The organism is Nitrosopumilus sp. b3 (genome assembly GCF_014078525.1).
Lineage (GTDB): Archaea > Thermoproteota > Nitrososphaeria > Nitrososphaerales > Nitrosopumilaceae > Nitrosopumilus.
Genome location: NZ_MU078696.1, coordinates 450,082 through 474,044, shown reverse-complemented (window position 1 = coordinate 474,044; position 23,963 = coordinate 450,082). Strand labels below are relative to the sequence as shown.

At 33.1% G+C, this 23,963-nt stretch carries 33 protein-coding genes and 1 tRNA gene; 20 read left to right on the top strand and 14 right to left on the bottom strand.

Features of this window, described 5'->3' with window-relative positions:
• Positions 1-85: 85 nt before the first annotated feature.
• The 3 genes from thiD to C6990_RS08955 are packed head-to-tail and all read left to right on the top strand — an operon-like array spanning position 86 to position 2,579.
• Positions 86-1,378 (top strand): bifunctional hydroxymethylpyrimidine kinase/phosphomethylpyrimidine kinase, encoded by a 1,293-nt coding sequence (thiD, locus tag C6990_RS08965; protein WP_182130487.1) that lies wholly within the window; start codon positions 86-88, stop codon positions 1,376-1,378.
• Positions 1,379-1,431: 53 nt separating this feature from the next.
• Positions 1,432-2,133: a nucleotidyltransferase family protein gene (locus C6990_RS08960; protein ID WP_182130485.1), complete on the top strand. Its 702-nt coding sequence runs from the start codon at positions 1,432-1,434 to the stop codon at positions 2,131-2,133.
• 8 nt (positions 2,134-2,141) lie between these two features.
• On the top strand, positions 2,142-2,579 hold the full coding sequence (locus C6990_RS08955) for a GNAT family N-acetyltransferase (protein ID WP_182130483.1): 438 nt from the start codon (positions 2,142-2,144) through the stop codon (positions 2,577-2,579).
• On the opposite strand, the gene C6990_RS08950 is transcribed toward C6990_RS08955, so the two are convergent.
• Positions 2,576-3,028: a hypothetical protein gene (locus C6990_RS08950; protein ID WP_255465367.1), complete on the bottom strand. Its 453-nt coding sequence runs from the start codon at positions 3,026-3,028 to the stop codon at positions 2,576-2,578. The two genes, C6990_RS08955 and C6990_RS08950, sit on opposite strands and share 4 nt — an antisense overlap.
• A 41-nt stretch (positions 3,029-3,069) precedes the next feature.
• Positions 3,070-4,086 (bottom strand): galactose-1-phosphate uridylyltransferase, encoded by a 1,017-nt coding sequence (locus C6990_RS08945; protein ID WP_182130697.1) that lies wholly within the window; start codon positions 4,084-4,086, stop codon positions 3,070-3,072.
• A gap of 229 nt (positions 4,087-4,315) precedes the next feature.
• Between C6990_RS08945 and C6990_RS08940 the strand changes: the two genes are divergently transcribed.
• On the top strand, positions 4,316-5,602 hold the full coding sequence (locus C6990_RS08940; protein WP_182130480.1) for a BPG-independent phosphoglycerate mutase family protein: 1,287 nt from the start codon (positions 4,316-4,318) through the stop codon (positions 5,600-5,602).
• On the opposite strand, the gene C6990_RS08935 is transcribed toward C6990_RS08940, so the two are convergent.
• Entirely contained in the window at positions 5,586-6,149 is a 564-nt protein-coding gene (locus C6990_RS08935) for a DUF309 domain-containing protein (RefSeq protein WP_182130478.1), read from the bottom strand. The genes C6990_RS08940 and C6990_RS08935 overlap by 17 nt on opposite strands.
• Positions 6,150-6,232: 83 nt before the next feature.
• Here C6990_RS08935 and C6990_RS08930 point away from each other — a divergent pair, with 83 nt between their 5' ends.
• Together C6990_RS08930 and C6990_RS08925 are read left to right on the top strand one after the other, a co-directional pair.
• Positions 6,233-6,640, top strand: coding sequence for an eS24 family ribosomal protein (locus C6990_RS08930; protein ID WP_182130476.1), 408 nt, complete (start codon positions 6,233-6,235; stop codon positions 6,638-6,640).
• On the top strand, positions 6,640-6,825 hold the full coding sequence (locus C6990_RS08925) for a 30S ribosomal protein S27ae (protein ID WP_182130474.1): 186 nt from the start codon (positions 6,640-6,642) through the stop codon (positions 6,823-6,825). The genes C6990_RS08930 and C6990_RS08925 overlap by 1 nt, the downstream gene beginning before the upstream one ends.
• A gap of 27 nt (positions 6,826-6,852) precedes the next feature.
• On the opposite strand, the gene C6990_RS08920 is transcribed toward C6990_RS08925, so the two are convergent.
• The 6 genes from C6990_RS08920 to C6990_RS08895 all read right to left on the bottom strand — a co-directional run bounded on the left by C6990_RS08920 (position 6,853) and on the right by C6990_RS08895 (position 12,080).
• Positions 6,853-7,560 (bottom strand): hypothetical protein, encoded by a 708-nt coding sequence (locus C6990_RS08920; protein ID WP_182130472.1) that lies wholly within the window; start codon positions 7,558-7,560, stop codon positions 6,853-6,855.
• A gap of 174 nt (positions 7,561-7,734) precedes the next feature.
• Entirely contained in the window at positions 7,735-8,874 is a 1,140-nt protein-coding gene (locus C6990_RS08915) for a tRNA pseudouridine(54/55) synthase Pus10 (RefSeq protein ID WP_182130470.1), read from the bottom strand.
• A 22-nt stretch (positions 8,875-8,896) separates the two neighbouring features.
• The gene (locus C6990_RS08910) at positions 8,897-10,225 is read right to left on the bottom strand and encodes a signal recognition particle receptor subunit alpha (protein ID WP_182130468.1); all 1,329 of its coding nucleotides are present in this window, start codon (positions 10,223-10,225) and stop codon (positions 8,897-8,899) included.
• Between the two features lie 2 nt (positions 10,226-10,227).
• Positions 10,228-10,908 carry a diphthine--ammonia ligase gene (locus C6990_RS08905; RefSeq protein WP_182130466.1) on the bottom strand — a complete coding sequence of 227 codons (681 nt, stop codon included), beginning with the start codon at positions 10,906-10,908 and terminating at the stop codon, positions 10,228-10,230.
• 116 nt (positions 10,909-11,024) lie between these two features.
• A complete protein-coding gene (locus C6990_RS08900; RefSeq protein WP_182130464.1) occupies positions 11,025-11,435 on the bottom strand; it encodes a translation initiation factor IF-5A in 411 nt (136 codons plus the stop codon).
• Between the two features lie 33 nt (positions 11,436-11,468).
• Positions 11,469-12,080 (bottom strand): hypothetical protein, encoded by a 612-nt coding sequence (locus C6990_RS08895; RefSeq protein ID WP_182130462.1) that lies wholly within the window; start codon positions 12,078-12,080, stop codon positions 11,469-11,471.
• Positions 12,081-12,189: 109 nt separating this feature from the next.
• On the opposite strand from C6990_RS08895, the gene C6990_RS08890 reads away from it, so the two are divergent.
• Positions 12,190-12,316 (top strand) — tRNA-Tyr (locus C6990_RS08890).
• Positions 12,317-12,407: 91 nt separating this feature from the next.
• Here C6990_RS08890 and C6990_RS08885 read toward each other — a convergent pair.
• Together C6990_RS08885 and C6990_RS08880 are read right to left on the bottom strand one after the other, a co-directional pair.
• Positions 12,408-12,599 carry a cold-shock protein gene (locus C6990_RS08885; protein ID WP_048117026.1) on the bottom strand — a complete coding sequence of 64 codons (192 nt, stop codon included), beginning with the start codon at positions 12,597-12,599 and terminating at the stop codon, positions 12,408-12,410.
• A gap of 60 nt (positions 12,600-12,659) precedes the next feature.
• Positions 12,660-12,971 carry a translation initiation factor eIF-1A gene (locus C6990_RS08880; RefSeq protein ID WP_182130460.1) on the bottom strand — a complete coding sequence of 104 codons (312 nt, stop codon included), beginning with the start codon at positions 12,969-12,971 and terminating at the stop codon, positions 12,660-12,662.
• Positions 12,972-13,070: 99 nt separating this feature from the next.
• On the opposite strand from C6990_RS08880, the gene C6990_RS08875 reads away from it, so the two are divergent.
• Both C6990_RS08875 and C6990_RS08870 read left to right on the top strand, forming a co-directional pair.
• Positions 13,071-13,634: a YkgJ family cysteine cluster protein gene (locus tag C6990_RS08875; protein WP_182130458.1), complete on the top strand. Its 564-nt coding sequence runs from the start codon at positions 13,071-13,073 to the stop codon at positions 13,632-13,634.
• Positions 13,635-13,707: 73 nt separating this feature from the next.
• Positions 13,708-14,208, top strand: coding sequence for an Lrp/AsnC family transcriptional regulator (locus C6990_RS08870; protein ID WP_182130456.1), 501 nt, complete (start codon positions 13,708-13,710; stop codon positions 14,206-14,208).
• Here C6990_RS08870 and C6990_RS08865 read toward each other — a convergent pair.
• Together C6990_RS08865 and C6990_RS08860 are read right to left on the bottom strand one after the other, a co-directional pair.
• Positions 14,200-14,949, bottom strand: a complete 750-nt coding sequence (locus C6990_RS08865; RefSeq protein ID WP_182130454.1) for a response regulator — start codon at positions 14,947-14,949, stop codon at positions 14,200-14,202. The two genes, C6990_RS08870 and C6990_RS08865, sit on opposite strands and share 9 nt — an antisense overlap.
• A 51-nt stretch (positions 14,950-15,000) precedes the next feature.
• Positions 15,001-16,077 (bottom strand): alcohol dehydrogenase, encoded by a 1,077-nt coding sequence (locus tag C6990_RS08860; RefSeq protein ID WP_182130452.1) that lies wholly within the window; start codon positions 16,075-16,077, stop codon positions 15,001-15,003.
• Between the two features lie 95 nt (positions 16,078-16,172).
• Here C6990_RS08860 and C6990_RS08855 point away from each other — a divergent pair, with 95 nt between their 5' ends.
• From C6990_RS08855 to C6990_RS08805, 11 genes are all read left to right on the top strand, one after another.
• Complete coding sequence (locus tag C6990_RS08855) at positions 16,173-16,850, top strand: chromosome segregation protein ScpA (protein WP_182130450.1); 678 nt, start codon at positions 16,173-16,175, stop codon at positions 16,848-16,850.
• Between the two features lie 52 nt (positions 16,851-16,902).
• On the top strand, positions 16,903-17,481 hold the full coding sequence (locus C6990_RS08850; RefSeq protein ID WP_182130448.1) for an SMC-Scp complex subunit ScpB: 579 nt from the start codon (positions 16,903-16,905) through the stop codon (positions 17,479-17,481).
• A gap of 63 nt (positions 17,482-17,544) precedes the next feature.
• Positions 17,545-17,928, top strand: a complete 384-nt coding sequence (locus tag C6990_RS08845) for a 30S ribosomal protein S8e (RefSeq protein ID WP_182130446.1) — start codon at positions 17,545-17,547, stop codon at positions 17,926-17,928.
• 1 nt (position 17,929) lies between these two features.
• On the top strand, positions 17,930-18,229 hold the full coding sequence (locus tag C6990_RS08840) for a signal recognition particle subunit SRP19/SEC65 family protein (RefSeq protein WP_182130444.1): 300 nt from the start codon (positions 17,930-17,932) through the stop codon (positions 18,227-18,229).
• 74 nt (positions 18,230-18,303) lie between these two features.
• Positions 18,304-18,570 (top strand): H/ACA ribonucleoprotein complex subunit GAR1, encoded by a 267-nt coding sequence (locus C6990_RS08835; protein WP_182130442.1) that lies wholly within the window; start codon positions 18,304-18,306, stop codon positions 18,568-18,570.
• A complete protein-coding gene (locus C6990_RS08830) occupies positions 18,570-19,526 on the top strand; it encodes a transcription initiation factor IIB (protein WP_182130440.1) in 957 nt (318 codons plus the stop codon). Before C6990_RS08835 ends, C6990_RS08830 begins: the two co-directional genes overlap by 1 nt.
• A gap of 91 nt (positions 19,527-19,617) precedes the next feature.
• Positions 19,618-20,394: a Fe-S cluster assembly ATPase SufC gene (gene sufC, locus C6990_RS08825; protein ID WP_182130438.1), complete on the top strand. Its 777-nt coding sequence runs from the start codon at positions 19,618-19,620 to the stop codon at positions 20,392-20,394.
• Positions 20,395-20,422: 28 nt separating this feature from the next.
• Positions 20,423-20,635 carry a DUF167 domain-containing protein gene (locus tag C6990_RS08820; protein ID WP_182130436.1) on the top strand — a complete coding sequence of 71 codons (213 nt, stop codon included), beginning with the start codon at positions 20,423-20,425 and terminating at the stop codon, positions 20,633-20,635.
• 45 nt (positions 20,636-20,680) lie between these two features.
• Positions 20,681-21,355 (top strand): chlorite dismutase family protein, encoded by a 675-nt coding sequence (locus C6990_RS08815; protein ID WP_182130434.1) that lies wholly within the window; start codon positions 20,681-20,683, stop codon positions 21,353-21,355.
• A 155-nt stretch (positions 21,356-21,510) separates the two neighbouring features.
• On the top strand, positions 21,511-22,509 hold the full coding sequence (locus tag C6990_RS08810; protein WP_182130432.1) for an aldo/keto reductase: 999 nt from the start codon (positions 21,511-21,513) through the stop codon (positions 22,507-22,509).
• 7 nt (positions 22,510-22,516) lie between these two features.
• A complete protein-coding gene (locus C6990_RS08805) occupies positions 22,517-22,855 on the top strand; it encodes a hypothetical protein (RefSeq protein ID WP_182130430.1) in 339 nt (112 codons plus the stop codon).
• Here the strand turns inward: C6990_RS08805 and C6990_RS08800 are convergent.
• Entirely contained in the window at positions 22,852-23,868 is a 1,017-nt protein-coding gene (locus tag C6990_RS08800; protein WP_182130695.1) for a siroheme decarboxylase subunit alpha, read from the bottom strand. The two genes, C6990_RS08805 and C6990_RS08800, sit on opposite strands and share 4 nt — an antisense overlap.
• Between the last annotated feature and the right edge of the window lie 95 nt (positions 23,869-23,963).

The following is a 23,963-nucleotide window of genomic DNA, read 5'->3' as shown; positions in this document are numbered from 1 at the left end:
TCAAGTATAAAATCAATATCAAAAAGAGAAGAATTTTCAAAAATGCAAAGTAAAAGCAAATTAGTGCTAAAAAAAATAGAAAAGCATGAATTTACTTTCAATTGGCGGTTCTGACCCCTCATCAGGTGCAGGAATTCAAAGTGATGTCAAAACTTTTTCAGCATTTAATGTTCATGGGCTTACAGTGATTACTGCCATCACAAGTCAAAATACATCAAATTTTGGCACTACAGAACCAGTATCACAAAAAATTCTAAAGGATCAAATTGAATCTATAATAGCAGATTTTAAAATTGATGGGATAAAAATTGGGATGGTGTATAGTTCCCAGATTATTAAAAGTCTACATAACAAATTAAGAAAATTGAAAATTCCAATTGTTGTTGATCCAGTAATTAAATCAACTACGGGTGGAATGCTAATAGAGAAATCAGCAATTTCAGATTTTCAAAAATACATCATTCCCCTTGCTACAGTAATCACTCCAAACAAGTATGAGGCAGAAATATTATCAAAGATCAAAATAACTTCAAAAAAATTAATTCCAAAGGTTGCAAAAAAAATTCAAAAAATGGGAGCCAAAAATGTTGTCATTACTGGAGTACATACAAGTGATAAAAAAATATTAGATTTTGTTTTGGAAAAAAATAAAGAATATTACATTTCAGGGGAGAAAATTAATAAAATTAATCATGGTAGTGGTTGTAATTATTCAGCGGCCATAATTTTTGCTCTAGCAAAAAATAAAAAAATAGAAGAATCATTAAGATTTGCCCAACAATTTACTCAGAACTCAATTAAAAATGCAAGAAAAGTAGGTGGAGGCATAGCAATCACTGAAATTCAAGATCCCATTCATAGGGATTTATCAAAAGCCATAGAGAAATTTATTCAAATCAAAAATATTTACAAAAGTATTCCTGAATGTCAAATAAATTATGTATACTCCAAGCAAAAACCAAAATCAATAAAAGATATCCTAGGAATTTCTGGAAGAATAGTAAAATCAGGAAATTCAGCTACAGTGGCAGGGGAGTTATCCTATGGAGGATCAAAGCATGTTGCAACTGCATTACTAATAATGAATAAAAAATATCCAAAGATCTGTTCTGCAATAAACATAAAATATCAAGATAGTACAATTTCAAAAATTAAAAAATCAGAACTAATAGTTTCAAGTTATGATAGAAGAGAAGAGCCAAAAAATGTGAAGATTAAAGGGTCTACAATTGAGTGGGGAATTAAACAAGCTGTCAAAAATACAACAAGAGTACCAGATGTAATTTATCACAAAGGAGATTTCGGGAAAGAGCCAATGATCATAGTATTTGGTGAAACACCAGATATGATTTTAAAAAAAATTACAAAGATTATTTGAGTCTGGTTAAAACTCATCCTTGAACATAAATACTCAATTCTCAAATGGAGTTTGTGAAAGCAGTAATTCTTGCCGGAGGTTTAGGCACAAGGCTACAGCCATACACCACATTTCTTCCAAAACCTATGTTGCCACTGGGGGAGAAACCAATTTTAGAGCATCTAATTGAATGGACAAGAAAAAACGGAGTGAAATCAATTGTACTGTGTGTTAGTTATCTAAGAAAAACAATTGAAGATTATTTTGAAGATGGAAAAAGATTGGGAGTGAATATAGAGTATGCAGTTTCAGATAAACCGCTTGCAACTGCAGGACAGCTAAAAACTGCTGAGGAATTCATCGATGATACTTTTGTTTGCATATACGGAGATTCAATTTTTAATTTTAGTCTGAGAAATATGATAAAACAGCACAATCAAAAGAAGGCATTTGTTACCATGAGTCTAAATGAGTACAAAACTAATTTGCCATATGGGGTAATCGAGACATTAAAGAATGGAAGGGTATCAAGTTGGAATGAAAAACCAGAGATAAAAGCAAATGTAAACATGGGATGCTATGTTATGGAACCTGAAATTTTAAAATACATTCCAAAAAACAAACCTTTCGGAATGGACGATGTTATTAAAAAAGCCATGAGTAGGAAAAAACTAGTCAGTAGTTTTCTTACAAAGAATGGATTTACAGATATTGGGAATAAGGCATCCTACAAAAAAGCATATCAAGAATACATCCAAAAATTAGGTAAGATCTGAAATTAAAAATGAGTGAACCAATCATCAGAGAATTAAGAAAAGAAGACCTCTGGAATGGATTTTTAAATTCATTGGATTCATTAAAACTTGCAAGTAATATTGAAAAATCAAAAGCTGATGGTATTTTTGAAAAAATAAATTCCAATCCTGATCACATCATAGCAGTTGCAGAAATAGATGGAAAGATTGTAGGTTCAATAACTCTGCTAATAGAGCAAAAATTCATTCATGATGGAGGTTTGGTTGGGCATATTGAAGATGTAGTAGTTAGCAAAGAACATCAGGGTCAAAAAATAGGAGAGAAGATAATGAAATATCTTATTGAAATTTCGAAAAAACGAGGCTGTTACAAGACAATCCTAGACTGTAATGATGATGTAAAACCATTTTATGAAAAACTTGGTTTCAAGAAAGTTGCAAATGAATTAAGACTAGATAATATTTAGAAGAATTCTTTCTTTGGACGTTTCTTTTTTTCTTTCATCAAATAAGCACCAACAACAATTGCAGGGATGGAGAGAATAATAAACAATATAGGAGTTAACTGAAGATAATCAGTAACATAATCATCATTTATTGAATCCAATATGAAATAAGAGGCCAACATCCCTACCAACAAAATTGCACCGCCTGCAACAATGATCATGCCAGTGGGTTTGGAACCATAAGTTTTTGTCATTATAAAAGGAACAGCAGCTAAAATTCCAGCAGGACCAGCACCGATTGAATAAAACATGAACAGTTTAGAATCAATAAAGTTCTGAGTAAAAAGATCAGGATGTTGATCATCAATCAGTAAGTATTCCAGAGAAATTATTTGACCAACAAACAGTACAAAAAAAACAAGACTGGTTAATGCAAGCCAATTTTCAACTCGCATTTTAATTTTAAACATAGTCTAACACTATTTAGTTGATAAATAAACCATTCAAAAAATCAAACAATACCAACCAAGTTGGCTAATTCTTTCCTACAAGATGCTCCAAGTTTTTCAGCAGCTTGTTCTGGAGAAACATCATTTAAGAAAATACCATAGCCACGTTCTAAACCAGACCAGGATTTTGTTATAGGATAAACTTCAATGTGCCAATGAATTTGTCGGCTGTTTTTCTTTTCAGGGGACAAATGGAAAACGAGATTATACGATACATTTTTGACAGTTTTTGCTAGACCGCCCAAAGTCGCTCTCAAAATTAAAGATAAATCATTAATTTCTTTTTGAGTAATTTTCGAAAAGCTAGTAGTGTGTTTTTTTGGAGAAATCCAAAATTCATAGGGATAAGAAGGAGACCAAGGACAAAATGCGATAAAGCCTTCAGTTTGAAGAACTTGTCTTGGACCACCAATTTCTTCATTTACGGTCTGACACATTGGACATACTCCTTTTTCATTTAGAATTTTATGGGATGCCTCAGCTTCACTCTCAATTACTGGTGGAATGGTGGAAAATGTAAGAAGGTTTAGGTGAGGATGAGGGTTAGTACTTCCTGCTAAATCACCATGATCACCAAAAATTGAAACATATGTAACACCTTTTTGAGTATATAGCCATCGTAATCTATCTTGAACAACAACTAGAACATTTGACCACTGTTCAGGATCAATTGTTGCAAATGTGTCTTTTTCTTTTGGGGATGCAACAACAATGTAATGATATCCATATGCAGGTTCACTATAAAACGGCCTATCACTGTAAGAGTTTTCAGTATCAATTGAAACAATAGGGTTTTTACTTTCAAATACTCTAATTGCCCAACCCTCAACATATTCATCCTCATTATCTTGAAGACGTTGTAGCATTCCGTCTTTTGCTACAAGTGATAGTACAGAAGGATTTGTCATAGATTCATTTCCAGGAGCAAATGGGGATTTTTTTGGATCAATAATTTTATCTTCTTTTTTTGTTACAATCATAAAACGCTCAGAAACATAATCTTTGCGCATATCCCCCATAATTGTAACTGAAAGAGAATGTCTGTTAAAACGTTTACTAAGAGAGGATATCTGTAAATTAAAAACACATTTTGAAATTGATTTCAATAAAAATTAAAAATCATATTTTGAGGATTTTTAAATTATTAAAAAATCAAATTTAAGAAATTAATTGATTCTAAATTTTTGATCGCTTATTTTGTTGCAAGCTTTAAAGGAGAGCATCTAAGTTGCTAAAACAGAGAATATTATGGATAATTCAGATATTCATATGATTTACGTTCTATTAGACGGAGTTGGAGATCTTCCACATCCAGATTTACAAGGTAAAACACCATTGGAGGCAGCAAATACCCCAACTTTGGATAAAATTGCAAGTAACGGATGTATTGGAGAAGTCATTTCGGTTGGAAAAGGAATTGCTCCAGAATCAGACATTGCTGTTTTCAATATGCTAGGATACAAATTCAATCATGCAGAATATGTGGGAAGAGGAGTGATTGAAGCAATAGGTATTGGTATCGACTTTAAAGATGGAGATTTAGCATTAAGAGGAAACTATTCTACACTAAATGATGATGAAGTAATTATCGACAGGAGGGCTGGAAGAAATATTGAAAAAGAGGATGCAGAAGGAGTTGCAAAAGAGATTGAAGAGAAAATCAAACTATCAAGTCCAGATACATCTGTGGTAGTAGCACCAACAATTGGTCACAGAGTTACAGTTAGAATAAGAGCAAACAACAAAAAACTTTCTTCAAAAATCACCAATACAGACCCTGCATATAGCAACATTGGAGGCATGGGAGTAGCAAAAGCAGTAGGGGATTTTCTAAAAATTGAAAAGTGTTTACCCTTAGAAGATGATGAAAGTTCAAAATTTACTGCAAATATAGTTAATGAGTTTTCAGAGCAATCAATCAAAATTATGAAAGAGAGTCAAATTAATAAAAAAAGAAAAGAGCAATCAAAGAAACAACTTAGTTGTATTTTACTCAGAGATGCTGGAAACAAATACCCAGATGTTATTCCAATTAATGAAAAATATTCCATGCAGTTTTCATGTATTGTAGATATGCCAGTAGAGCTTGGAATATCAGATGTTCTAAAAATGAAAGCATATGAAGCTGGAGGATTAACTGATTATGAAGAAAAAGCTAGAGTAGCAGCAAAAGCAATGGAAACTCAAAACTCAATTTATGTTCATCTCAAAGGACCAGATGAATTCGGTCATGACGGAGACGCAATCGGAAAAATGAAAAATATTGAAGAAATTGATCAAAGGTTTTTCAAAACACTTGTTGAAAATATTGATTCAAGTAAAGTTGCAATTGTAATATCTGCAGATCATTCCACACCATGCATCAACAAAGGTCATAGTGATGATCCTGTACCAGTTTTAGTTTCAGCAGATTTTATTAAAAATGATGGAACTACTAGAATGACTGAAGAACAAGCAAAGAAAGGAAGTATAGGTCTTCTTCAAGGTGCAGAGGTAGTTCCCAAAGCACTTGAATTAATTAAATCTCAAACCTAGTTAATTTTTTTGCTTGCTGCATTTCAATTGATTTCTTTCTTATTCTATCAACATCAATAGAATGATACATTGAAGGAGAAGAACCTAATTTTTCTAATGCTCTGCTTAACATTCCAATGCCAATGTTTTCTTCATTTTCTTGTTGGTGAGCAAAAGCTACTGCGACTAAAATAATTCCTTGTACAAGCTCCTTCTCTCTCCCATAGCATTGATTCCAAACTCCCTCAAATGCTTCATGGCACTCCCAGAATCTTTCATTATTAAAGAAAAAGATCCCATCCTGAATACCTTTCTCTTTTTCAATATGCTCCTCAAAAACATGTCTTACATTATCAAGATCCCCAATTGGAGATAGTTTACCGACAACCACATCCAGATCTTCTTTCTCAGCAGCAACATCAAATTCTATAAATTTTGTAGCAACTCTAGCCAATCTTATTGAGACATTTTTCATATCTGACACAAGATCTCTAGCTTTGTAAGCAAGTTCTCTGCAATTTTGAGGTAAATATTTCTCATTTTTGAAATGAAGAAGATAACGTTCCACGATATGAGTCATAGGGAATTTCTTAAATTTCTTCTGGAATTTCAATCAAGGTTTATATGAAATATCTAAAGGATTTTTGATACATGTCCATCATCGAGACAATCACAGACGTAGATAACACATTCCTATCTAGAAGAGAGCTTACATGTAATTTTGCTGGATTAGGTGGAAAACTAAAAAGTTTAGAGGCAGCAGATATGGTCACTAAAGAATTCAAGCTAGATGGCAAAGTTGTAATTCCAATGAGACTCAAAACTCATGTAGGTCAATCACATGTAACAGGTACTTTCTATGTTTACGAAGACGAAGGTTTAGCTAAAAAACATGTCAATCCAACGATTTTCTCCAGAATTGAAAAAACAAAAACAAAATTGGCAGAAGCTCAAGCAGCAGAAGCACCAGCAGAGGATGCATCTGAAGAAGCACCAGCAGAAGTAAAAGCAGAGGATGCCGCACCTGAAGAAGTAAAAGCAGAGGAGAAATCTGAATAATGCCTGTAGAACAAAAAGGCAAGAAAGGTTCTAGCCCAAATGTTTACAAATATTTCAAAGCAGACGGAGACAAAGTTACTAGAATTAAAAAAATTTGTTCTAGATGTGGAAAAGGTGTTTTCATGTCAGAGCACAAAGACAGGCATACTTGTGGAAAGTGCGGACTAACAGAATTCAACCAATAAAAAAAATAGTTTAAAATAACTTTTAATTCAGTACAGTCTTTTTTGTCGAATTTTAGAACTTTTTTCTTCCAGCTGTTCAATTTTTGAAACAAATTCTGGAACAAGTTGTATTTTAGAAAGAGATTCAGCAGACAACTTCACATTATTTGAATCCAGAGAGATATTTGATTTAGGAAGATTTTTGTCAGCCCAAAATTTCATCACTTTATCTTCAAGTTTGTAATCACGAAATCCAGATGGGAATTTTTTTGTGATATGGTTTAGCAAAGTACGATCTTTGAAGACAACTCTTGGTTCAAACAATCTGGTTTCATCAGTATAGACATTTTCAAATAAATTTCCAGATATTTCATCAGATAATAATTCCATCTTTGAGATTTTTCTCATTAATTCAAGAAAATGTAAAAATTCATGTGCTAAAATTGCATGAATGGTACCTTTAAGCCCATAAGCAACCAGAGGTGCAGAAATCTGAATTACAACCTGAAATTTATCGTCAAACACTACGGGGATAGTTCTTGCAAATAGTATTCCAAATTCATAAGAATTGAGATTGGGGGAGGATAATACAAGTGAAGGCTCAACATATGCAACAGGATATTTTATTCCAGATGCTTTTTCAATTCTATTAATTCCTGCAACAACAATTGGGAATCGTTCTACAACAAGATCATAGATTTTATCAGGAATTATTCCTTTGACATGTGCATCTTTGAAACGTATTAGCGGGTCCAATATTACTCCTTGACAAGTTTGAATGTAAAAGGGTTAATTTTTTAGGATCTTGGCTTTCCAGATTTTGCTTTCTTTCTTTTACGGGTTTCAGCCCTTTGATCAGCATGTCTTTGATGTTTACCTTTTTTTCTAAGTGGCATATTTTTTACGATATTCAGAGGTAGTTAATTGTTATCATTTTACTTCAATATCACTAAAATCAAATTCATTACATTTGCATGTATTATCAAGAATTTGAGAAATTCCAGGAGTCACATCATCACCGTCTATAAATCTCCTAACTGGGAGGCCTCCCTGAGTTTTCAAAGTTAGAGTAAAGGTATTTTTAGAATTTTTTTTATATTTTATAAAAAATATTTTTTTCTCTGAACGTTTTCCAGATTTGTCATAAACTACCACGGGTTGTTTTTCAAGAATTTTTAATTTTTTTAGGCTTTTTGAATCAACATCTGAGTATGTAGAAATTTTTAGTTGGATTAAAGAATTGAATTTTAGAGGGTTTTTTGGCGATTCATGAACTAGTTTCAGATTTGAGATTTTCAGAGAATCAGTCTTAAAAGAAGTTAATTTCAGGGTTCGTTTTAGAGGGTTTTGAAGTTTTACAAAAAAGGGCCTACCGGTACCCAAAACTAAACTAGATTTGTCCTCACCACCAATCCAAGTGAATTTAGCAGTAGTCCCACCAATTTTTTCAAAAAGAAATTTTGAGATTTGACCCTCAATACTTTCAAATTCAGAAATTCCATGAAAATCACACATTCTACATCCTTTTCCAGAGCAATTTTCACATGATTTCTGTTTCTGAGGAATGCCTCGCATAGTTTTGACATATCTTCCAGAAAAAGTAATTGATTTTGAGTAGAGGTTTATGGAATCATCTTTTAGATTTACTGTAAATGTTACATCAGGATTTTGAGTATCAATATTTTTTTTTGTTTTTCTAGAAAAGGATTTTGCAAGTTCTCTTGCAACATCAGTCTTTATACTGTCAATGCCTTTTAATTTGTACTGGGAGCGAATTAGATCATCCCTATCCACAATAGATGGTTTTATCATGACTCCAACACTGAATGTATCAAAAGAATAGTTTGATGAGGTATCAAGCATTAATTTTAAGAAATAATTTAAGTTTTCAAATAGATTTTTACATATATGGCATTTTTTTGTAGAGTTTTGATTTAGTTTTTTACCTAAAAGTTTGTTAGAGGATAAACGCAATGTTTTGGAGAATAACCTACCTAAACAATTATCACATAAAGGATATTTTTTTAAGATTTGATTTGCAATAGGGATTATTTTTTGATATTCAGACATACTAGAAAATTTATTTAAAATATTATCCTAATCCCATTTTTCTAAGAGTACCCTGCATTTGGCGTCCTTTAGATGCCTTCATCATACTTTTAGAATTTTTATAATTTTTTATTAGTTCTTTTACTTCACCCTCTGGCCATCCAGATCCACGAGCAATTCTTTTGATTCTAGAGGAATTAAGTAGTCCTTCAGGGTCTGCTTTTTCAGCCTTAGTCATACTTTGAATTATGTATCTCCATTTTGAAACTCTACCTTCCATTTGATCAACTTGATCACCTTTTACCATTCCAGAGAGTCCAGGCATGCTATCAAGAATTCCTTGTAATGAACCCATTTTGCTAACTTCTTCTAACTGAGAAAGAAAATCCTCCATGTTCATTTTTCCACTAGAGATTCTTTTCATTCTTACATCATCACCCTCAGCCTCTAATCGTTTAGCTAAATCCAAAACAGCTTGAATGTCACCCATTCCAAGTAGTCTTCCAACAAATCGGGTTGGAGAGAATTTTTCTAAATCATCAATTCTCTCACCGGTACCAATGTACATGATTTGTGCACCAGTTGCAGCTGATGCGGCAAGTGCACCTCCACCTTTAGCTGAGCTATCCAATTTTGTAATAATTACACCACCAACAGGAATAGTTTTGTGAAATGCCTCTGCCTGATTAAAACATTGTTGACCAATTGTTCCATCAATTACAAGGAATGCCAAATCAGGATCTGCAACTTTGTTGATTCTATCCATCTCATCAAGCAAATCTTGCTCTTCTTTGTGACGGCCTGCAGTATCAATTAGAATAACGTCTAAGGGTTCACCCTCATAATGTTTTAATCCATTTTTCACTATATTTGGAGAATCTTTGTTATTTTCTTCACCATAAACTTCAACCCCAGATTTTTCACACATTGTTCTGAGTTGAACTAATGCACCAGGTCGGTATGTATCAGCCCCAACTACACCAACTTTGTACCCTTGTCTGGTCAAAAACTTGGCAAGTTTTGCTGCAACAGTAGTTTTACCACTTCCTTGAATACCAAGTAAAATAATTTTATTTTGTTTGCCAGGTTTAAACTCAAATTCAGATTCATTTCCTAGTAATTTTGATAATTCATCATAGAGAATCTTGACAATGTGATCTTTTCTGGAAAGACCAGGAGGAGGAGTCTCATTTAATGCCCTTTCTTCAAGGTGTTTAGTAATTTCTAAAACTAGCCTCACATTAACATCTGATTGTAATAGTGCTCTTTGAACATCTTTGGAGAGTTCTTTGATTAGTTCCTCATCAATACCGGAAGATTTTACAATTTTTTTGATTGCATCACCTAAACTATTCTTTAGTCCATCAAGCATTGTTAATTCAACCCTGCATCCACTATTTCAAACCTTCCTCTATAACCATCCCATTCTTTTCTAGATTCTTTAATAATGATCGGTTTTGAAAACAATGGGCAGTTAATAACAAATGTTTCTGCTTCACCACCTTCAAAATTTAAGTTGAATCCAAATTTTTCAGATAATTGCTTCAAGAAAATAATATCTGATTTTGAAATTGATTTGCCAAGCCAACTATCATCTAAGCCACCAGAAGAAACAGATGTAATGATAAAATTGTAATTTGAGTCAATCAATTCATTCATGTATGTTTCCGGTTCTGAATCCCACAAAGGGGATATCAAAATTAAATTAAATTTAGTACATAGAGTTTCAAATTTTTCTTTTTGAAAATTACTTTTTATTCCACCATGAACTAAGCCTTCAATTTGATATTGATCAATTGATTTTTGCAGTATTTTTTCTAACAAAATTAATTCATCATCAGTATCATCCGAATCAGAATGTATGGTCAACTGTGGAATGTTCATGGTTTTGGATTGTAACTTTGTCCATTGAAGGTTTGGATGATGTAGTAAATGGCTTTCATCAGATTTTGTAAAAATACTCAACAGGCATGTTATTTCGTGTCCCTGTTTTTGAGCGAGGTGAATTGCATATGTACTATCTTTACCACCTGAAAAAAGAGAAGCTAATTTCATTATCTAAAAAATATTTCATTCAACAAACTTATGAGATTTGTTGAAAAAGGATGCTTCATTACTCATAATCCTCATCAACATTCAGACGGCTTTTCCGCTCATCATCAGCATCCGATTTAGGATTTGATGCGCATGATTTTAGTTTTATCCATAACGACCCAGTATTCAACATTTTGCCCATTTTCCAATTTGCCTTTAACCTCATCATCAATTAATCCAACATCAATAGTCTCAAATGTTTCAGAATCCATTACTTGAACTGTATCACCATTAATTGAGATAATTTGACCAACTTTTTTGTTAATCATTGGAACATGAATTTGCATACTGACCGGGCCTACAAGAGGTCTTTTTTGACCATCAAAAATTCCTTCACCTACAATTCGGGCTTTTGCAGCACCGTGTTTTCCAGGCTTTGATGTATCATATTCTACAATTCTACATGGTTCACCGCTTGGTTGATCAGTGTGTGGTAATAGAATGTAAGATCCTATTTTCAAAGAACCAAGATCAGAAGGTTTACTCATGAAAAACAGTTTTTGGTCGAATATTTAACTTTTCTACTTTAATTGATCAAGGATAGACAGACTCATCAAATTAGTCATTGTCATTCCTTTTCTGTTAACATCTCGTCTTGTTTGTTCACAATATTTCTTTACACTTTGATGGCTTTTTTCACTTGCAACTTCAATGACTACAACATGTTCAGAATATGGAAAGGTGAATTTTGAGGGGCGGACACAAAATGTATTCATATTTCCAAATCCTGCCTTTTCAATTTTTTCTCTTTTTAGTAAAAGATTTGCAATTTCTTGGAAATCTTCACCATCCTCACCATATTCCAAATAATATACAGTCACAAAATTTGTTTCACCATTTACTTCCCTTCGAAATAAGTCATCATGGATGTTGAATACAAAAGAAGTTTTATCCTGATTGTGTTTTACTAAATCCTTTGATATTTTTGCACTGTCTTTGAATTTTGCTAAAAGATAATGATTGGTAAAATCAGAGAAATACGGTTTACTTTCAGTGGAAAACGTACCTGTTACAAAAAATAACTTTTCAATATTTTTTGAGTTGAACCAAGATTCCTTTAGTTCTATAGATTCATGAGTATGCAAATATGGAGCACATACATAACCAGAATAAGAAACCTCTAGTTCAGACATAGGTATACAGGAATTTTTCTCGCTATTTATGCTTATAATGCATACAACGATCAAAGAGAAAAATCATCTACGATAGTTTTTTAATACCAGAGATCCTCGTTTTTCTTGTCCCAAGCTAGCTCAGCCTGGTAGAGCTTCCGGCTGTAGTTGTTGGCTTTAGATGGCTGACCGAATAACAGCATATCAGGCATACAGAAACCGGGTTGTCGAAGGTTCAATTCCTTCGCTTGGGACCACAAATTTTTCTAAGAATGAAATTAAAAATAATAAAAAGATAGACTGGTTTAAGAAAACAAAGATGAAATCTTAAATTAAAAAATTTATTGCCTATGCTGATTTTTTGACTTTTTGTGCTGCAGGTCCTTTTTGACCTTCGCCTACTTCAAACTCGACTTTATCGCCTTCGTTGATGAATCCGTCAACATCTGATTTGTGAACAAACAGATCGTCTCCACCTTCTCTTTCGATAAAACCAAAGCCCTTAGTACGGTTAAACCACTTTACGGTGCCTTGTTCCATTTGATACTCAAGTAATGTATTCACTATATTAACTAAGCAGAGTAAAACTATGTAACAAAACTAGAAATCTTTTGGAATGTGATTGTTATCTTTTAACCATTCAACTTGTGGAAGGGTAAATCTCCAAATGATATCACCACGATCAGCCTCTTTGAAATCCCAAGGGGCAATAATTACTATATCATTATCTCTAATCCAAACTCTCCTCTTTAGTTTTCCTCTGATTCTTCCTCTCCGAGTCACGTTGTCTGCACATTTCACCATAACATTTTCACCGCCCATCATTTTCAATACACGACCAAATAGTTCACCCTCTTCAGGAAGACGAATTTCTTTTAGTGCACTTTCATTTTTTACTTGGCGCTTTCCCATGACCTATTTTAACAATTTGAGCATATAACTGGTGGGGTTTTTGATTAGTAATAATCGACCTTACGCAAGAGATTTTATCCAATACAATTTAAAAAAAATGTGGAATTCAAATGTATTGAGGAATGCTCACAATGTTGTGTAGAGAGAGAATATTATCCAAGTAAGAAATTTGGAAAAATCGGGGTTCTAATTTTACCAGAGGAAAAAGAAAAGATTGAAAATATTTCAAAATTAAATAAAACACAAGTCAAAATTCTTCCAAGAATCGGAGTTTCAACTATAAAAAATTCAAACCCAACAAAAGTTCTAGCTTATCAAATGATGGGAATTGAAAAAAATGGAAACACATGTCCTTTCCTTGATACGACTAGCGGTAACAAATCACCACATGGAGGATTTCCCTGTAAAATTTATGAGGACAGACCTATGGCATGTAGAGCATATCCACTGATAGAATCAAACCCAATTACACTTGATGGGAAATGTAAGTTTTGTAAAGAATATGGAAACGCAGATAAAAATCTTGATTCAGAAATGGAGTCACTTTTGAAAATCAAAGAAAGCATGAATACGAATTTGCCGGTTATTTGGAGATTTGCAACAGGGGTAGGGGAAGATAAAGACCAATCGATTTTAAAATCAGGTTGGATACGAGAAGAGTAAGTAAATCCCAAAAACATGTTGTGTAAAATAGATTCAAGCAAATATTCAAAAGGCATTAGAACTTTTGGTCAATATGAGTGAAGATACATGGTCGAATTTGGATAAAGTTGATCAAAAAATTATAGAAATTCTCAACGAAAATGCGAGAACACCTTCAAAAGAAATAGCATCAGAATTAAAAAAATCGGGACATGATGTTTCAGACAGGACAATCAGAAAGAGAATAGAAAGGCTAGAAAAAAGCGGAATAATTAAAGGATATAAAGCAGTTCTTACCGATGTATCTGGAATAAATCAATATCAAACAATATTGATGAAGTTAAAACCTTCAAAATCTCTTGAGGCAGTTCAAGATTCTATCAAAGATTTCATTACAAAGTTAGACAATTATCTTCTTGTTGCAAACATGCATGGCGAATGGAATATGCTAGTAATCATTCAATTAAATTCTGAAAAAGTAAACACGCCACAAAAAATTGTAGAAAAATTTTCTGAAGAATTGATAGATTATAGAATCAATGAAGTAGACATCAAAGATGTAAATATTCTAAATATGTCATTATTGCTATTGTAACAAACTATATTCAGATTCTGCAATTTCAATAGATTTTTTGAGTTCATCAAGAGTAAATGGTTTTTGAATAAAGGCAGACACGCCAGAACTAATTGTTTTATTTACACGTGAGGTATTTTTTTCATCAGCTGTTATTACTATAATTTGTAATTGTAAATTATCTTTTAGTAATTTTGTTGCTACAACATCTCCTTCAAGATCGGGCAACCCCATATCAAGTAGAACTATAGGAAATTTATTTGCTGAAAAGAGTTTTTTGCACCCCTTCACCGCATCTTTTCCATTTTCAAAAATATGAATTTCAGAGTAACCTAGTTTTTCAATATAACTTTGTAATTTCATTGCTATGGATTTGCTATCATCAATAATTACAATAGGTCTTGTAACCTGAATGTTTGTAGGAATGATCATTTTTGCTTTTTGATAAACATCTTTTGCTTTGTCAAATTCACCCAATAGCAAATAACATTTTGAAGCACACAATAATGCACCTTTCACATTTTCAGAATTTTCCAATTTAGAATATTTTACAAACAAATTACCTGCTTCTTTTATTTCATTTTCAAAATCTTTTCCTTGTCTTTTCTTACATTCAGATGCCAACATATACAATAAAGCAGATTTTAGATGTTCAGATTTTTTTAGAGATTCAGCTTGATCAAGAAATAGATTGTAGGCAGTAATGAATTGTTTATTTTTTAGATGAGTTAGTGCTATTTCACAATTTATTTTAATTGCCAATATCAGTATCCGTTTTTTTTATTTTATAAGATTTTGTAGGAATTTCTCAACCTACGGATTAATTACAGCACGACCAACTATTTTTCTTGCCTTTAGATCCCCTAATGCTGCATTTGCCTCATCAAGGGTGTATCTTTTTGAAATCATAGGATTAATGATTCCTTTTCTTGCAAGATCAAGTAGTTCCACCATGTCAGTATAATTTCCAGTGTATGCACCTTGAATTACAATTGATTTTAAAGGAATTGTTACAAGAGATATTTCAAGAGATCCTCCAAATAATCCAACCAAAACAATGTTTCCTCTTTTACGAACAACACCCAAAGCAGTTCTTACAGTTTGGGGTGCATTTACAAAATCAATAATACTGTCAGCCCCTTTTCCATTACATATAGAAATAATTTTATCAACGGGGCTTCCAGCACCGCTTGACAAAGAACCAGATACACTTGTATTTACAACAAAGTCTGCGCCCATTTTTTTTGCAGTATCAAATTTTTTGTCATCATTATCGATGCAAATAATTTTAGCTTTAGTGATTGCCTTTGCGATTTGAATTGCCATCAGACCTAATCCACCTGCCCCAATAATTAGTAAAAATTCAGGTGAATTTTCATTTGCTTTTTTCACAGCATTATACGCAGTAAGACCAGAACATGCAAGAGAAGTTGCAGAATCAGGATTAACACCATCAAGTTTAGCTAAATATTTGTAATTTGGAATTAATGCATAATCAGAATAACCACCATCTTGAAAAACACCCATTGATTTTGGGGTATCACATAGATTTTCGTTTCCTACCTTACATGCAGGACATTCGCCACATCCAATCCACGGAAAAACTAGAACGTCTTCACCTTTAGATATGTTAGATACATCATCGCCAATTTCTTCAACAGTACCAACAATTTCATGGCCTGGAGTTACAGGATATTTAACCCCTCTATCAGTGACTTTCATGAAATTACCATCCCCTAGATCATATCCACCTTCCCACAAGTGTAAATCACTATGACAAACACCTACAGATTTTACTTTGAGTAGAACCTGACTTCCTTGAGGTTGGGGAGTCTCAGATTCAGATACTGCAAGGGGTTCATTTGGGCCTATTATTCGAGCAGATTTCACAAAGTGATTTTTTTTCTGAACAATATAAGAGTTGACTGGAAGTGAGAAAAAAATAGAGCCCTTAGATATTATTGAATAGGTTAGAAAATTACCACGTGAGCGAGGTCCAAACTCCCAATAGCATTTCTCAGGAGCCAGTAAACATACTGTTTAGCCCATCATCTGTTGCCAAAAAAGATGTGTGGGAGATTGATCTAATACAAATTTTAAATTTATTAATAAAAATTCTGGAGAAAACAGGCAAGAAGGATCTTAAAGTAGCTGGAATGGCTGCGTTATCATCATCATTAATTTACAGAATGAAAGTTGAAAGTATTTTTGCATTACAAAAAGCTGCAATGGAGAAAAAACCTATGCATCAAAGGACAGATGTAGATATCGAATTAATAGATATTCCATACAGACACGAATCCACATACCCAGTTTCATTAGATGATTTATTGGGATTACTTCAAAATTTAATTGGAACTATAGCAAACCCACAATCCAGAAGAAACAGACAAGTAGATATTGAGCCAATTGTAGCACCAGATTTTCAAGAATATTTTATTTCACTAGAAAGCATAATAGGAAAATATGAAGATCTAGTTATGAAAAAAATTTCATCAACAGGGTTTGGAATACTACAAGATATTATTTCAGAGCTGGATCAAGTTGATTCAATTAGGTGCTTCTTTGCAGTGCTATTTTTAGCAAGGGACCAAAAAGTGGATCTTGAGCAAATAGAAGACGATATCAAAATTATTTTGATAAAAGAAGAATTAACAAATTGATCAAAAATGGAGAAAAGATTTCTTTAACTAGATTTTAGAAGAGATGTAGATATTGGCAAGAATTGAGAATATGGATGAAGCAACTGCAAGAATTGAGGCGGCTTTGTACTCAGCAGGTAGACCACTTAGATTAGAAGATATAATCAGAGCTTCAGGCACGGAATCAAGGACTAAAACGCTAGAGTTGCTTCAAAATATTATGAAAAAAACAAAAACTGCCTTCAAAGCATTGGAAATTGTTATTCTACCAGATGGATCTTATGTCATGCAACTTAAACCAGAATACAGTTCAACTGTCAAAAGATACGCATCAAAACCGGTTCTTCCAAATGCCACACTTAAGACATTATCATACATTGCATATATGCAACCAATATCATCAAAACAACTTGTAGAGACAAGAGGGTCTGGTGTATATTCACATCTAAAAGAACTTCGACAGTTAGATTACATCAGCCATCAAAATGTTGGAAGATTGAAAATTTACAGTACAACAGATAAATTCCAAAAATACTTTGGAATTCAAGGAGATGTGGAAGATCTTAAACAGAGGTTATTTTCCAAAGTCAGAAAAACAGCTAGTATGAGTAAAACGAACATCACACCACAAATAGTTACAGAAGTAAATTAAAAAAAGTAATTATGGCTAATTTTTTGCGTTTTGTATAAATTAGAGTAATTCAGACAAGTTTTTGTGAGAAAATCCGTAGAGAACTTAGCTACAAGTAAAATTACTGGAGGTAGAAGACACCCACTAAGAATTAGAAGAAAATATGAAACTGATAGGTATCCTAATGAACCAAATACAGGAGCTCAAATTACCATTACAAGAAGGGTTCGAGGAAATAATAGTAAAACAGCATTGAAGTCAATTGATTTTGTCAATCTAGCAACAGGAGATGCAAAAGTAAAGAAAACAAAAATTCTCAAAGTATTAGATAACGCAACAAACAATGATTACAAAAGAAGAGGCATCATTACAAAAGGTGCAATTCTTGAAACACAAGAAGGTAAATGTAAAGTTGTTTCAAAACCAGGACAAAACGGAATAGTTAACGCAATTTTACTAAAGGAATAAAATGAAAGATTACGAACACATCGTAATCTGGTTGGATTATTTTAATAAGAATTTAAAAAAATCAAAAGGTAGACGTTTAGGATTAGAGAAATGTGTTTTTGATCCTTCGCTAAAAGAATTAATGGATGCAACTACTGCTGCGGGATTTAAAATCACAGAGTCTGATGACAAAGTTAGATTTCCAAAAAGACCATTTGTCAGGTCAGGGTATGTCGTATTACCAAAAGAATCTTCAAAGACAAAAATTCTTAACAAGATTTCAGAAAAACTCGTATCAAAAAGAAGTAAGCACTCAAAATAAAACCAAATCTAGCTCTTAGCTAAAGTAAAGTTGACAGAAGTCTATGATAAGAATATCATGATTAGTATTTTTAATTGCAGGAGGTAGGCGAAATAATGCACCTAGCCGGTAGTGGCAGGGTAATCATCCAACTATCTAAAGAATTAGTTGAAGGACAGATACTCTGTGACGAGAAGGGAACTAGAGTTGCAAAAGTAAACGAAATGATTGGTCCGGTAAGTAGACCATTTGCATCAGCAACGCCATTAACAAACAGTATCAAAAAATACATTGGCAAAAGCGTTTACGCAACAGAGCAATCTCCTGTCAATAAACCAAAAAAATTTAGGAGAAGAAAATAATGAACATACTAGAAAAACAAAACTGTCCTGAATGTAAATCTACATTAGTAGATGACATGCAGAATGGTGAAATCATCTGTTCTGGTTGCGGCGTAGTAGTCGATGATCAGATAGCAGATTATGGTCCAGAAACTATTAGCTCAAATTTCGAAGACAAAATGAAATTAGCAAGAGCTACAGGACAAACAACTTATTCCCAGCATGATTTGGGGATAACTACTGAGATTTCAATCAGTGCAAAAGACTTTAGCGGAAAAACAATCAACCGCGATGTTGTAAACCAAATGCACAATCTCAGAAAGTGGCAACAAAGAGTAAGAGTTTCCTCACCAAAAGAGAGACGACTTGCAAATGTTTTAACAAAAATGGGAGAAACATGCGATAGTCTTAGTCTTTCAAAAAATGTTTTGGAAACTGCTTCTATGATATACAGAAACTTGGATGGACATGTTGATGTGAAGGGAAAATCAGTAGTTAGCATAACTGCAGCTACAATTTACATGGCATGCAAACAATGTGACGTAGTTAGATCATTGGAAGAAATTTGTCGCGGAATTTGTCCGGCAAAAGATGTAAAGTCAAAAACAAAACTTGCAGCAAGATACTACAGAACCATGGTAATGGAAATGGGACACTTAGCATCCCCAGTTGTAACCATGGACAAATACATCTCAAAGATAGCCAACATGACACAAACTGAGGTCAGAGTTGAAAGACTAGCCTTGGAAATTGCAGAAAAAACTAAAGATAGCAGTATTGCAGATGGAAAAGCTCCAAATGGAATTGCTGCAGCATATCTGTACGTGGCATCTGTATTACTTGGGCAAAACGTTCTACAAAGAGACGTTTCAAGTATTGCAGGAGTAACAGAAGTTACTATCAGAAATAGATGTAAAGAAATTCTAACATGCTACAAACTCAAAATTACTTTAAGACCATCTCTGGCCAAATATTAAACCCCCCCCCCTCTTTTCATTTTATTAAAAATCACATTAGGATCAGCTAAATTTCGTCGGTATTATATAGAGAAACAAAGGAATGCGTATAATGGCAGTTTTAGAAATTAAAGATCTCCACGTTTCAAGAGAAGGAAAAGAGATTCTCAAAGGAGTCAATCTAAAGACAGGGCCTGGAGAAGTACATGCCATTATGGGACCAAACGGTTCTGGAAAAAGTACACTAGCTTACACATTACTTGCACATCCAAAATACGAAGTAACAAAGGGGGATATTTTGTTAGATGGTGAGAGCATTTTAGAATTATCAGCAGATGAAAGAGCCAAAAAAGGATTATTCTTGGGATTCCAATATCCAACCGAAGTTTCAGGTGTAGGATTTTCTCATTTTCTCAGAACAGCTTACAATTCATTGAGTAAAGCACTTGAGGGAGACGACAGGGAAGTGTTCATCACAGTTAGAGAATTTCAAAAATACCTTAAAGAGAATTTAGAAAAAGTTGGATTAAAAGAAGAATTCCTATCAAGATATCTAAATGAAGGATTCTCAGGGGGGGAGAAAAAGCGTGCAGAAGTATTGCAAATGGCAGTACTAAAACCAAAGATTTCAATTTTAGATGAACCAGATTCAGGATTAGATATTGATGCAGTTCAGGCAGTTGCACAGGCAATTAGTAAAGTTTCAGGCAAAGATGCAACAGTGATTGTAATTACTCACTATGCAAGAATTTTAAAATTCTTAGACAAACTTGATTTTGTCCATGTATTTGCAAGAGGCCAAGTTTTGAAAACAGGTGACGCATCTCTTGCAGATAAATTAGAAGCAGAAGGTTATGATTGGGTTTTAGAAGAACCGCAAACTAATTAGATTTAACTAGAAATATTTTCTATAGACATTGATTTACAAAGTACACGTAGAGTTCTCTAAAGAATTTTTAGAAATAAATGACAAACAAATTAACATTGGAATTAAAACAAAACCACTCAAAGGCGAAGCAAACAAGGAGATAATCAAAAAAATTGCAAAACAGTTTGGCATATCAAACTCATTAGTTCAAATAAAATCAGGTCATAAATCACGAGATAAAATTATAGAGATTCTAGAATAGAGAATCTAGTTTTTGTTTAAATAGGGTCTCAAAATTGTAGAAATCATGTCAGAAGATAATGATCAATATTATTTTAATTTCTCATTTTTCAAAGTAGACCCTAAATGGAGATGGATGGCAGATTTGGCAAAAGAAGAATCTGCAAAAGAAGTTGAAAATGTAATTAATAATTCAGGAATAATGTTTAGATCATATTCAAATTTGGGATTAAGAGATGATGCAGACTTTTTGTTTTGGTTTGCAGCAAAATCAGTAGAGGAAATACAAATAGTGATTGAGAAAATTTACAAAACAGTTTTTGGAAAATACATCCTTCCTTCTATGACATATTTGTCATGTACGAGACCATCAATTTATGTTCAAGAACAAAAAGCCCATGGATTTGTAACAGGAAATAATCCAAAAAAACACGTCATTGTTTATCCATTTACAAAAACTAGAGAATGGTATCTACTCCCAAAAGAAAAACGTCAAGAGATAATGGATGAGCATATAGAGGTAAGCAAAAAATATCCTCAAGTGGTACTAAACACAACATATTCTTTTGGAATACATGATGAGGACTTTATGCTAGCCTTTGAAGTAGACAATATCAGAGATTTTCAGGATCTAATTATGGATTTAAGAGAAACTCAAGTTTCAACATATGTTAAAAACGACATTCCAATGATCGTGTGTGTTAAAAAAGATCTTGTTCCATTGATTTCCAGTTTAGGATAATTATTCAAAAATAGAGTTAGAATACAAGTCAATAACATCTCAAAAATCAAAATATCACGCATGCAAATCTCGGATAAACATAAATGATGAAATTAGACACGAAAAAATAGTTTTGAAATATATAATATCAAAATCAAAACTCGAGGAGATAAAAATTGAGATATAATAAACTAGGTAAAACAGACATCAAAGTATCAGAACTTGGATTTGGTGCATGGTCTATTGCACTTGATTGGTGGGGTAAAAAAATCGAAGAAGGCGAAGCAAAAAGAATGCTCAAAAAGGCATATGATTTAGGAATTAACTTTTTTGAAACAGGTGACATGTATGGTAAAGGAAAAAGTGAAAGACTAATCGGCGAAGTCTTCAAAGATATGAGAGACGAAATTGTAATTTCTACAAAATACGGGTATGATTTTTCAGAAGTTGAACAAATTGGACACAGCGAACTACCACAAAGATTTGACGAGGATTTCACTAGAAAGGCATTAAGAGATAGTTTGGAAAGATTACAAACAGATCATTTAGACATGTATGGTTTACACAATCCAAAACTAAAACATATCAGAGATGATTCAATTTTTAATGTATTAGATAATTTCATCGAAGATGAATCAATTAAGACATATCAAGTTGCTTTAGGCCCTGCAATTGGATGGACGCAGGAAGGTCTAGAGGCAATGGAGAGGCCAAATGTCAGTGCAGTTCAAACAGTTTACAACATTTTAGAACAAACACCCGGAAATGAATTGATGAGAAAAGCAGAGGAGAGAAATGTAGGGGTTCTAGTAAGAGTTCCAGAAGCATCAGGAATTTTAACAGGAAAAGTAAATGCAGAGACCAAAATTGATGAAAAAGATCATAGATCAGTAAGAAAAGGAGAATGGATTAAAGCATCATTGGAAAAAGTCGAACAACTAAGGCCTATTGCAGAAAGGAATGGATTAACAATTACAGAATTGGCAATGAAATTTATCATGACAAAGAAAGGATTTGCATCAGTTTTCCCCACAGTAGTAAGTGAAGAAGAGATTGTAAATTATGTTGATATGACTAAAGGAGAATATATTTCAGCATCAGACATGAAAGAGATTGAAGAATTGTATAACACATGGCCATCTTACGAATTAAAGGCAACACCTCAGGCAAATTAAGCATCAAATGGACATTCCCATAGATTCAGAAAAAACTTTAGAAGTCATAGAGAGAATGAAACTTGCCAAAATTGGCAATTACAAAAAATGGAAAATAATTATAAAAAAAATCAAAAATGAAGAGCCATTAAATCCGGGAGAACTAGAATATTATACAAATCTGACTAGAATTTACAAGGATTCAGCCATCTCTAGTAGAAGTAAAATATACCATACAAAGCTCTCAGAATTGGATGAAAAACCACCATGTATATCATGTGGGAAGAATTCAGATTTCTATTGTAATATGAATGACCAATATTTTTGCACCGTTCATGTTGTCGGACATGACGAAAATGAGTTTTAGGAAGCAGGAACTTTCTCTTCCAAACTAAAAGAGTTCTCTACAAAATACTCAACTCGTGTTTTTTTGAATTCACGAGAACTAAAGAGAATTTTATAATCATCAACATGTATTTGGTCCTGAATTGTTTTTGCCATTTCATTGGCCTCATCATGGGTTTTACAGTGAATCATTGAAAATACATTGTATGGCCAGTCAGCATATGTAGGTCGTTCATAACAATGACTCACCTGAGGAAATGATCCCAGAGTTTCTCCAACTTTTGAAATTCTATCTTCTGGTACTTTCCAAACAATCATTCCATTTGCAGTAAATCCAACTTGCCTATGTCTTAATATTGCTGCAAATCTTCTCATCACACCAATTTCTTCATAGTATTTCATTTTTTCAAATAACTCGTTTTCAGTAATTCCGAGATTCTTAGCAGCTTTTACAAAAGGTTCATCAATTATTTCCATATCTTTTTGTAATTCACGGATAAAATTTTTGTCGTCTTCAGTGGGAACAAATTTAATATTTTTGATTTCTTTTTTCTCTTCTGTTGGTGCAACTTCATGTTTTTTGTCATCTACCATGTCAAGTTTTACTCCAATCTTGAATAATTGTAAAGTTGGAAGCATTCTAACTTTTTTAATACCAGAAAGTACATTGAATTTTTCAAGCTCATCTTTTAAATCAGCACCTGGAGGAACAGCTAACGTGAACCAGAGATTAAATTGATGATCTCGCTCATAGTTATGGCTAACACCAGGATGACGATTAATTTGACTAGCAACATATTCTAGTTTATCGTCTTCAATTTCCATTGCAACCAATGAACTAGTATATCCAAGTTTCCTAGTATCAAAAATTGCACTTAGTTGCCTTAGAACACCAATCTCTTTTAACTGATTGAGACGTTCTTTGATGAGTTCTGGGGTAGTGTTAAATTTTTCAGCAATAGCATCAAAAGGTCTTGTAACAAGTGGAAAAGTCCATTGAATTTCATTTAAGAGTTCTTTATCAGATTCATCCATCGAAGTCATCAAGTCAATATTTTGACCATTCAATTAAAAATGTAGCTAGAAATTTACTCCATGATTTTTAATACATAAATAGAAACTCCAGTCCT

What these genes read in the sequence shown, in the direction of transcription:
- thiD (WP_182130487.1), top strand. Translation starts at nt 86, where the DNA reads ATGAATTTACTTTCAATTGGCGGTTCTGACCCCTCATCAGGTGCAGGA.
- C6990_RS08955 (WP_182130483.1), top strand. Translation starts at nt 2,142, where the DNA reads ATGAGTGAACCAATCATCAGAGAATTAAGAAAAGAAGACCTCTGGAAT.
- C6990_RS08950 (WP_255465367.1), bottom strand. Translation starts at nt 3,028, where the DNA reads ATGTTTAAAATTAAAATGCGAGTTGAAAATTGGCTTGCATTAACCAGT.
- C6990_RS08945 (WP_182130697.1), bottom strand. Translation starts at nt 4,086, where the DNA reads ATGGGGGATATGCGCAAAGATTATGTTTCTGAGCGTTTTATGATTGTA.
- C6990_RS08940 (WP_182130480.1), top strand. Translation starts at nt 4,316, where the DNA reads ATGGATAATTCAGATATTCATATGATTTACGTTCTATTAGACGGAGTT.
- C6990_RS08930 (WP_182130476.1), top strand. Translation starts at nt 6,233, where the DNA reads ATGTCCATCATCGAGACAATCACAGACGTAGATAACACATTCCTATCT.
- C6990_RS08925 (WP_182130474.1), top strand. Translation starts at nt 6,640, where the DNA reads ATGCCTGTAGAACAAAAAGGCAAGAAAGGTTCTAGCCCAAATGTTTAC.
- C6990_RS08915 (WP_182130470.1), bottom strand. Translation starts at nt 8,874, where the DNA reads ATGTCTGAATATCAAAAAATAATCCCTATTGCAAATCAAATCTTAAAA.
- C6990_RS08910 (WP_182130468.1), bottom strand. Translation starts at nt 10,225, where the DNA reads ATGCTTGATGGACTAAAGAATAGTTTAGGTGATGCAATCAAAAAAATT.
- C6990_RS08905 (WP_182130466.1), bottom strand. Translation starts at nt 10,908, where the DNA reads ATGAAATTAGCTTCTCTTTTTTCAGGTGGTAAAGATAGTACATATGCA.
- C6990_RS08900 (WP_182130464.1), bottom strand. Translation starts at nt 11,435, where the DNA reads ATGAGTAAACCTTCTGATCTTGGTTCTTTGAAAATAGGATCTTACATT.
- C6990_RS08895 (WP_182130462.1), bottom strand. Translation starts at nt 12,080, where the DNA reads ATGTCTGAACTAGAGGTTTCTTATTCTGGTTATGTATGTGCTCCATAT.
- C6990_RS08885 (WP_048117026.1), bottom strand. Translation starts at nt 12,599, where the DNA reads ATGGAACAAGGCACCGTAAAGTGGTTTAACCGTACTAAGGGCTTTGGT.
- C6990_RS08880 (WP_182130460.1), bottom strand. Translation starts at nt 12,971, where the DNA reads ATGGGAAAGCGCCAAGTAAAAAATGAAAGTGCACTAAAAGAAATTCGT.
- C6990_RS08870 (WP_182130456.1), top strand. Translation starts at nt 13,708, where the DNA reads ATGAGTGAAGATACATGGTCGAATTTGGATAAAGTTGATCAAAAAATT.
- C6990_RS08840 (WP_182130444.1), top strand. Translation starts at nt 17,930, where the DNA reads ATGAAAGATTACGAACACATCGTAATCTGGTTGGATTATTTTAATAAG.
- C6990_RS08830 (WP_182130440.1), top strand. Translation starts at nt 18,570, where the DNA reads ATGAACATACTAGAAAAACAAAACTGTCCTGAATGTAAATCTACATTA.
- sufC (WP_182130438.1), top strand. Translation starts at nt 19,618, where the DNA reads ATGGCAGTTTTAGAAATTAAAGATCTCCACGTTTCAAGAGAAGGAAAA.
- C6990_RS08815 (WP_182130434.1), top strand. Translation starts at nt 20,681, where the DNA reads ATGTCAGAAGATAATGATCAATATTATTTTAATTTCTCATTTTTCAAA.
- C6990_RS08805 (WP_182130430.1), top strand. Translation starts at nt 22,517, where the DNA reads ATGGACATTCCCATAGATTCAGAAAAAACTTTAGAAGTCATAGAGAGA.
- C6990_RS08800 (WP_182130695.1), bottom strand. Translation starts at nt 23,868, where the DNA reads ATGGATGAATCTGATAAAGAACTCTTAAATGAAATTCAATGGACTTTT.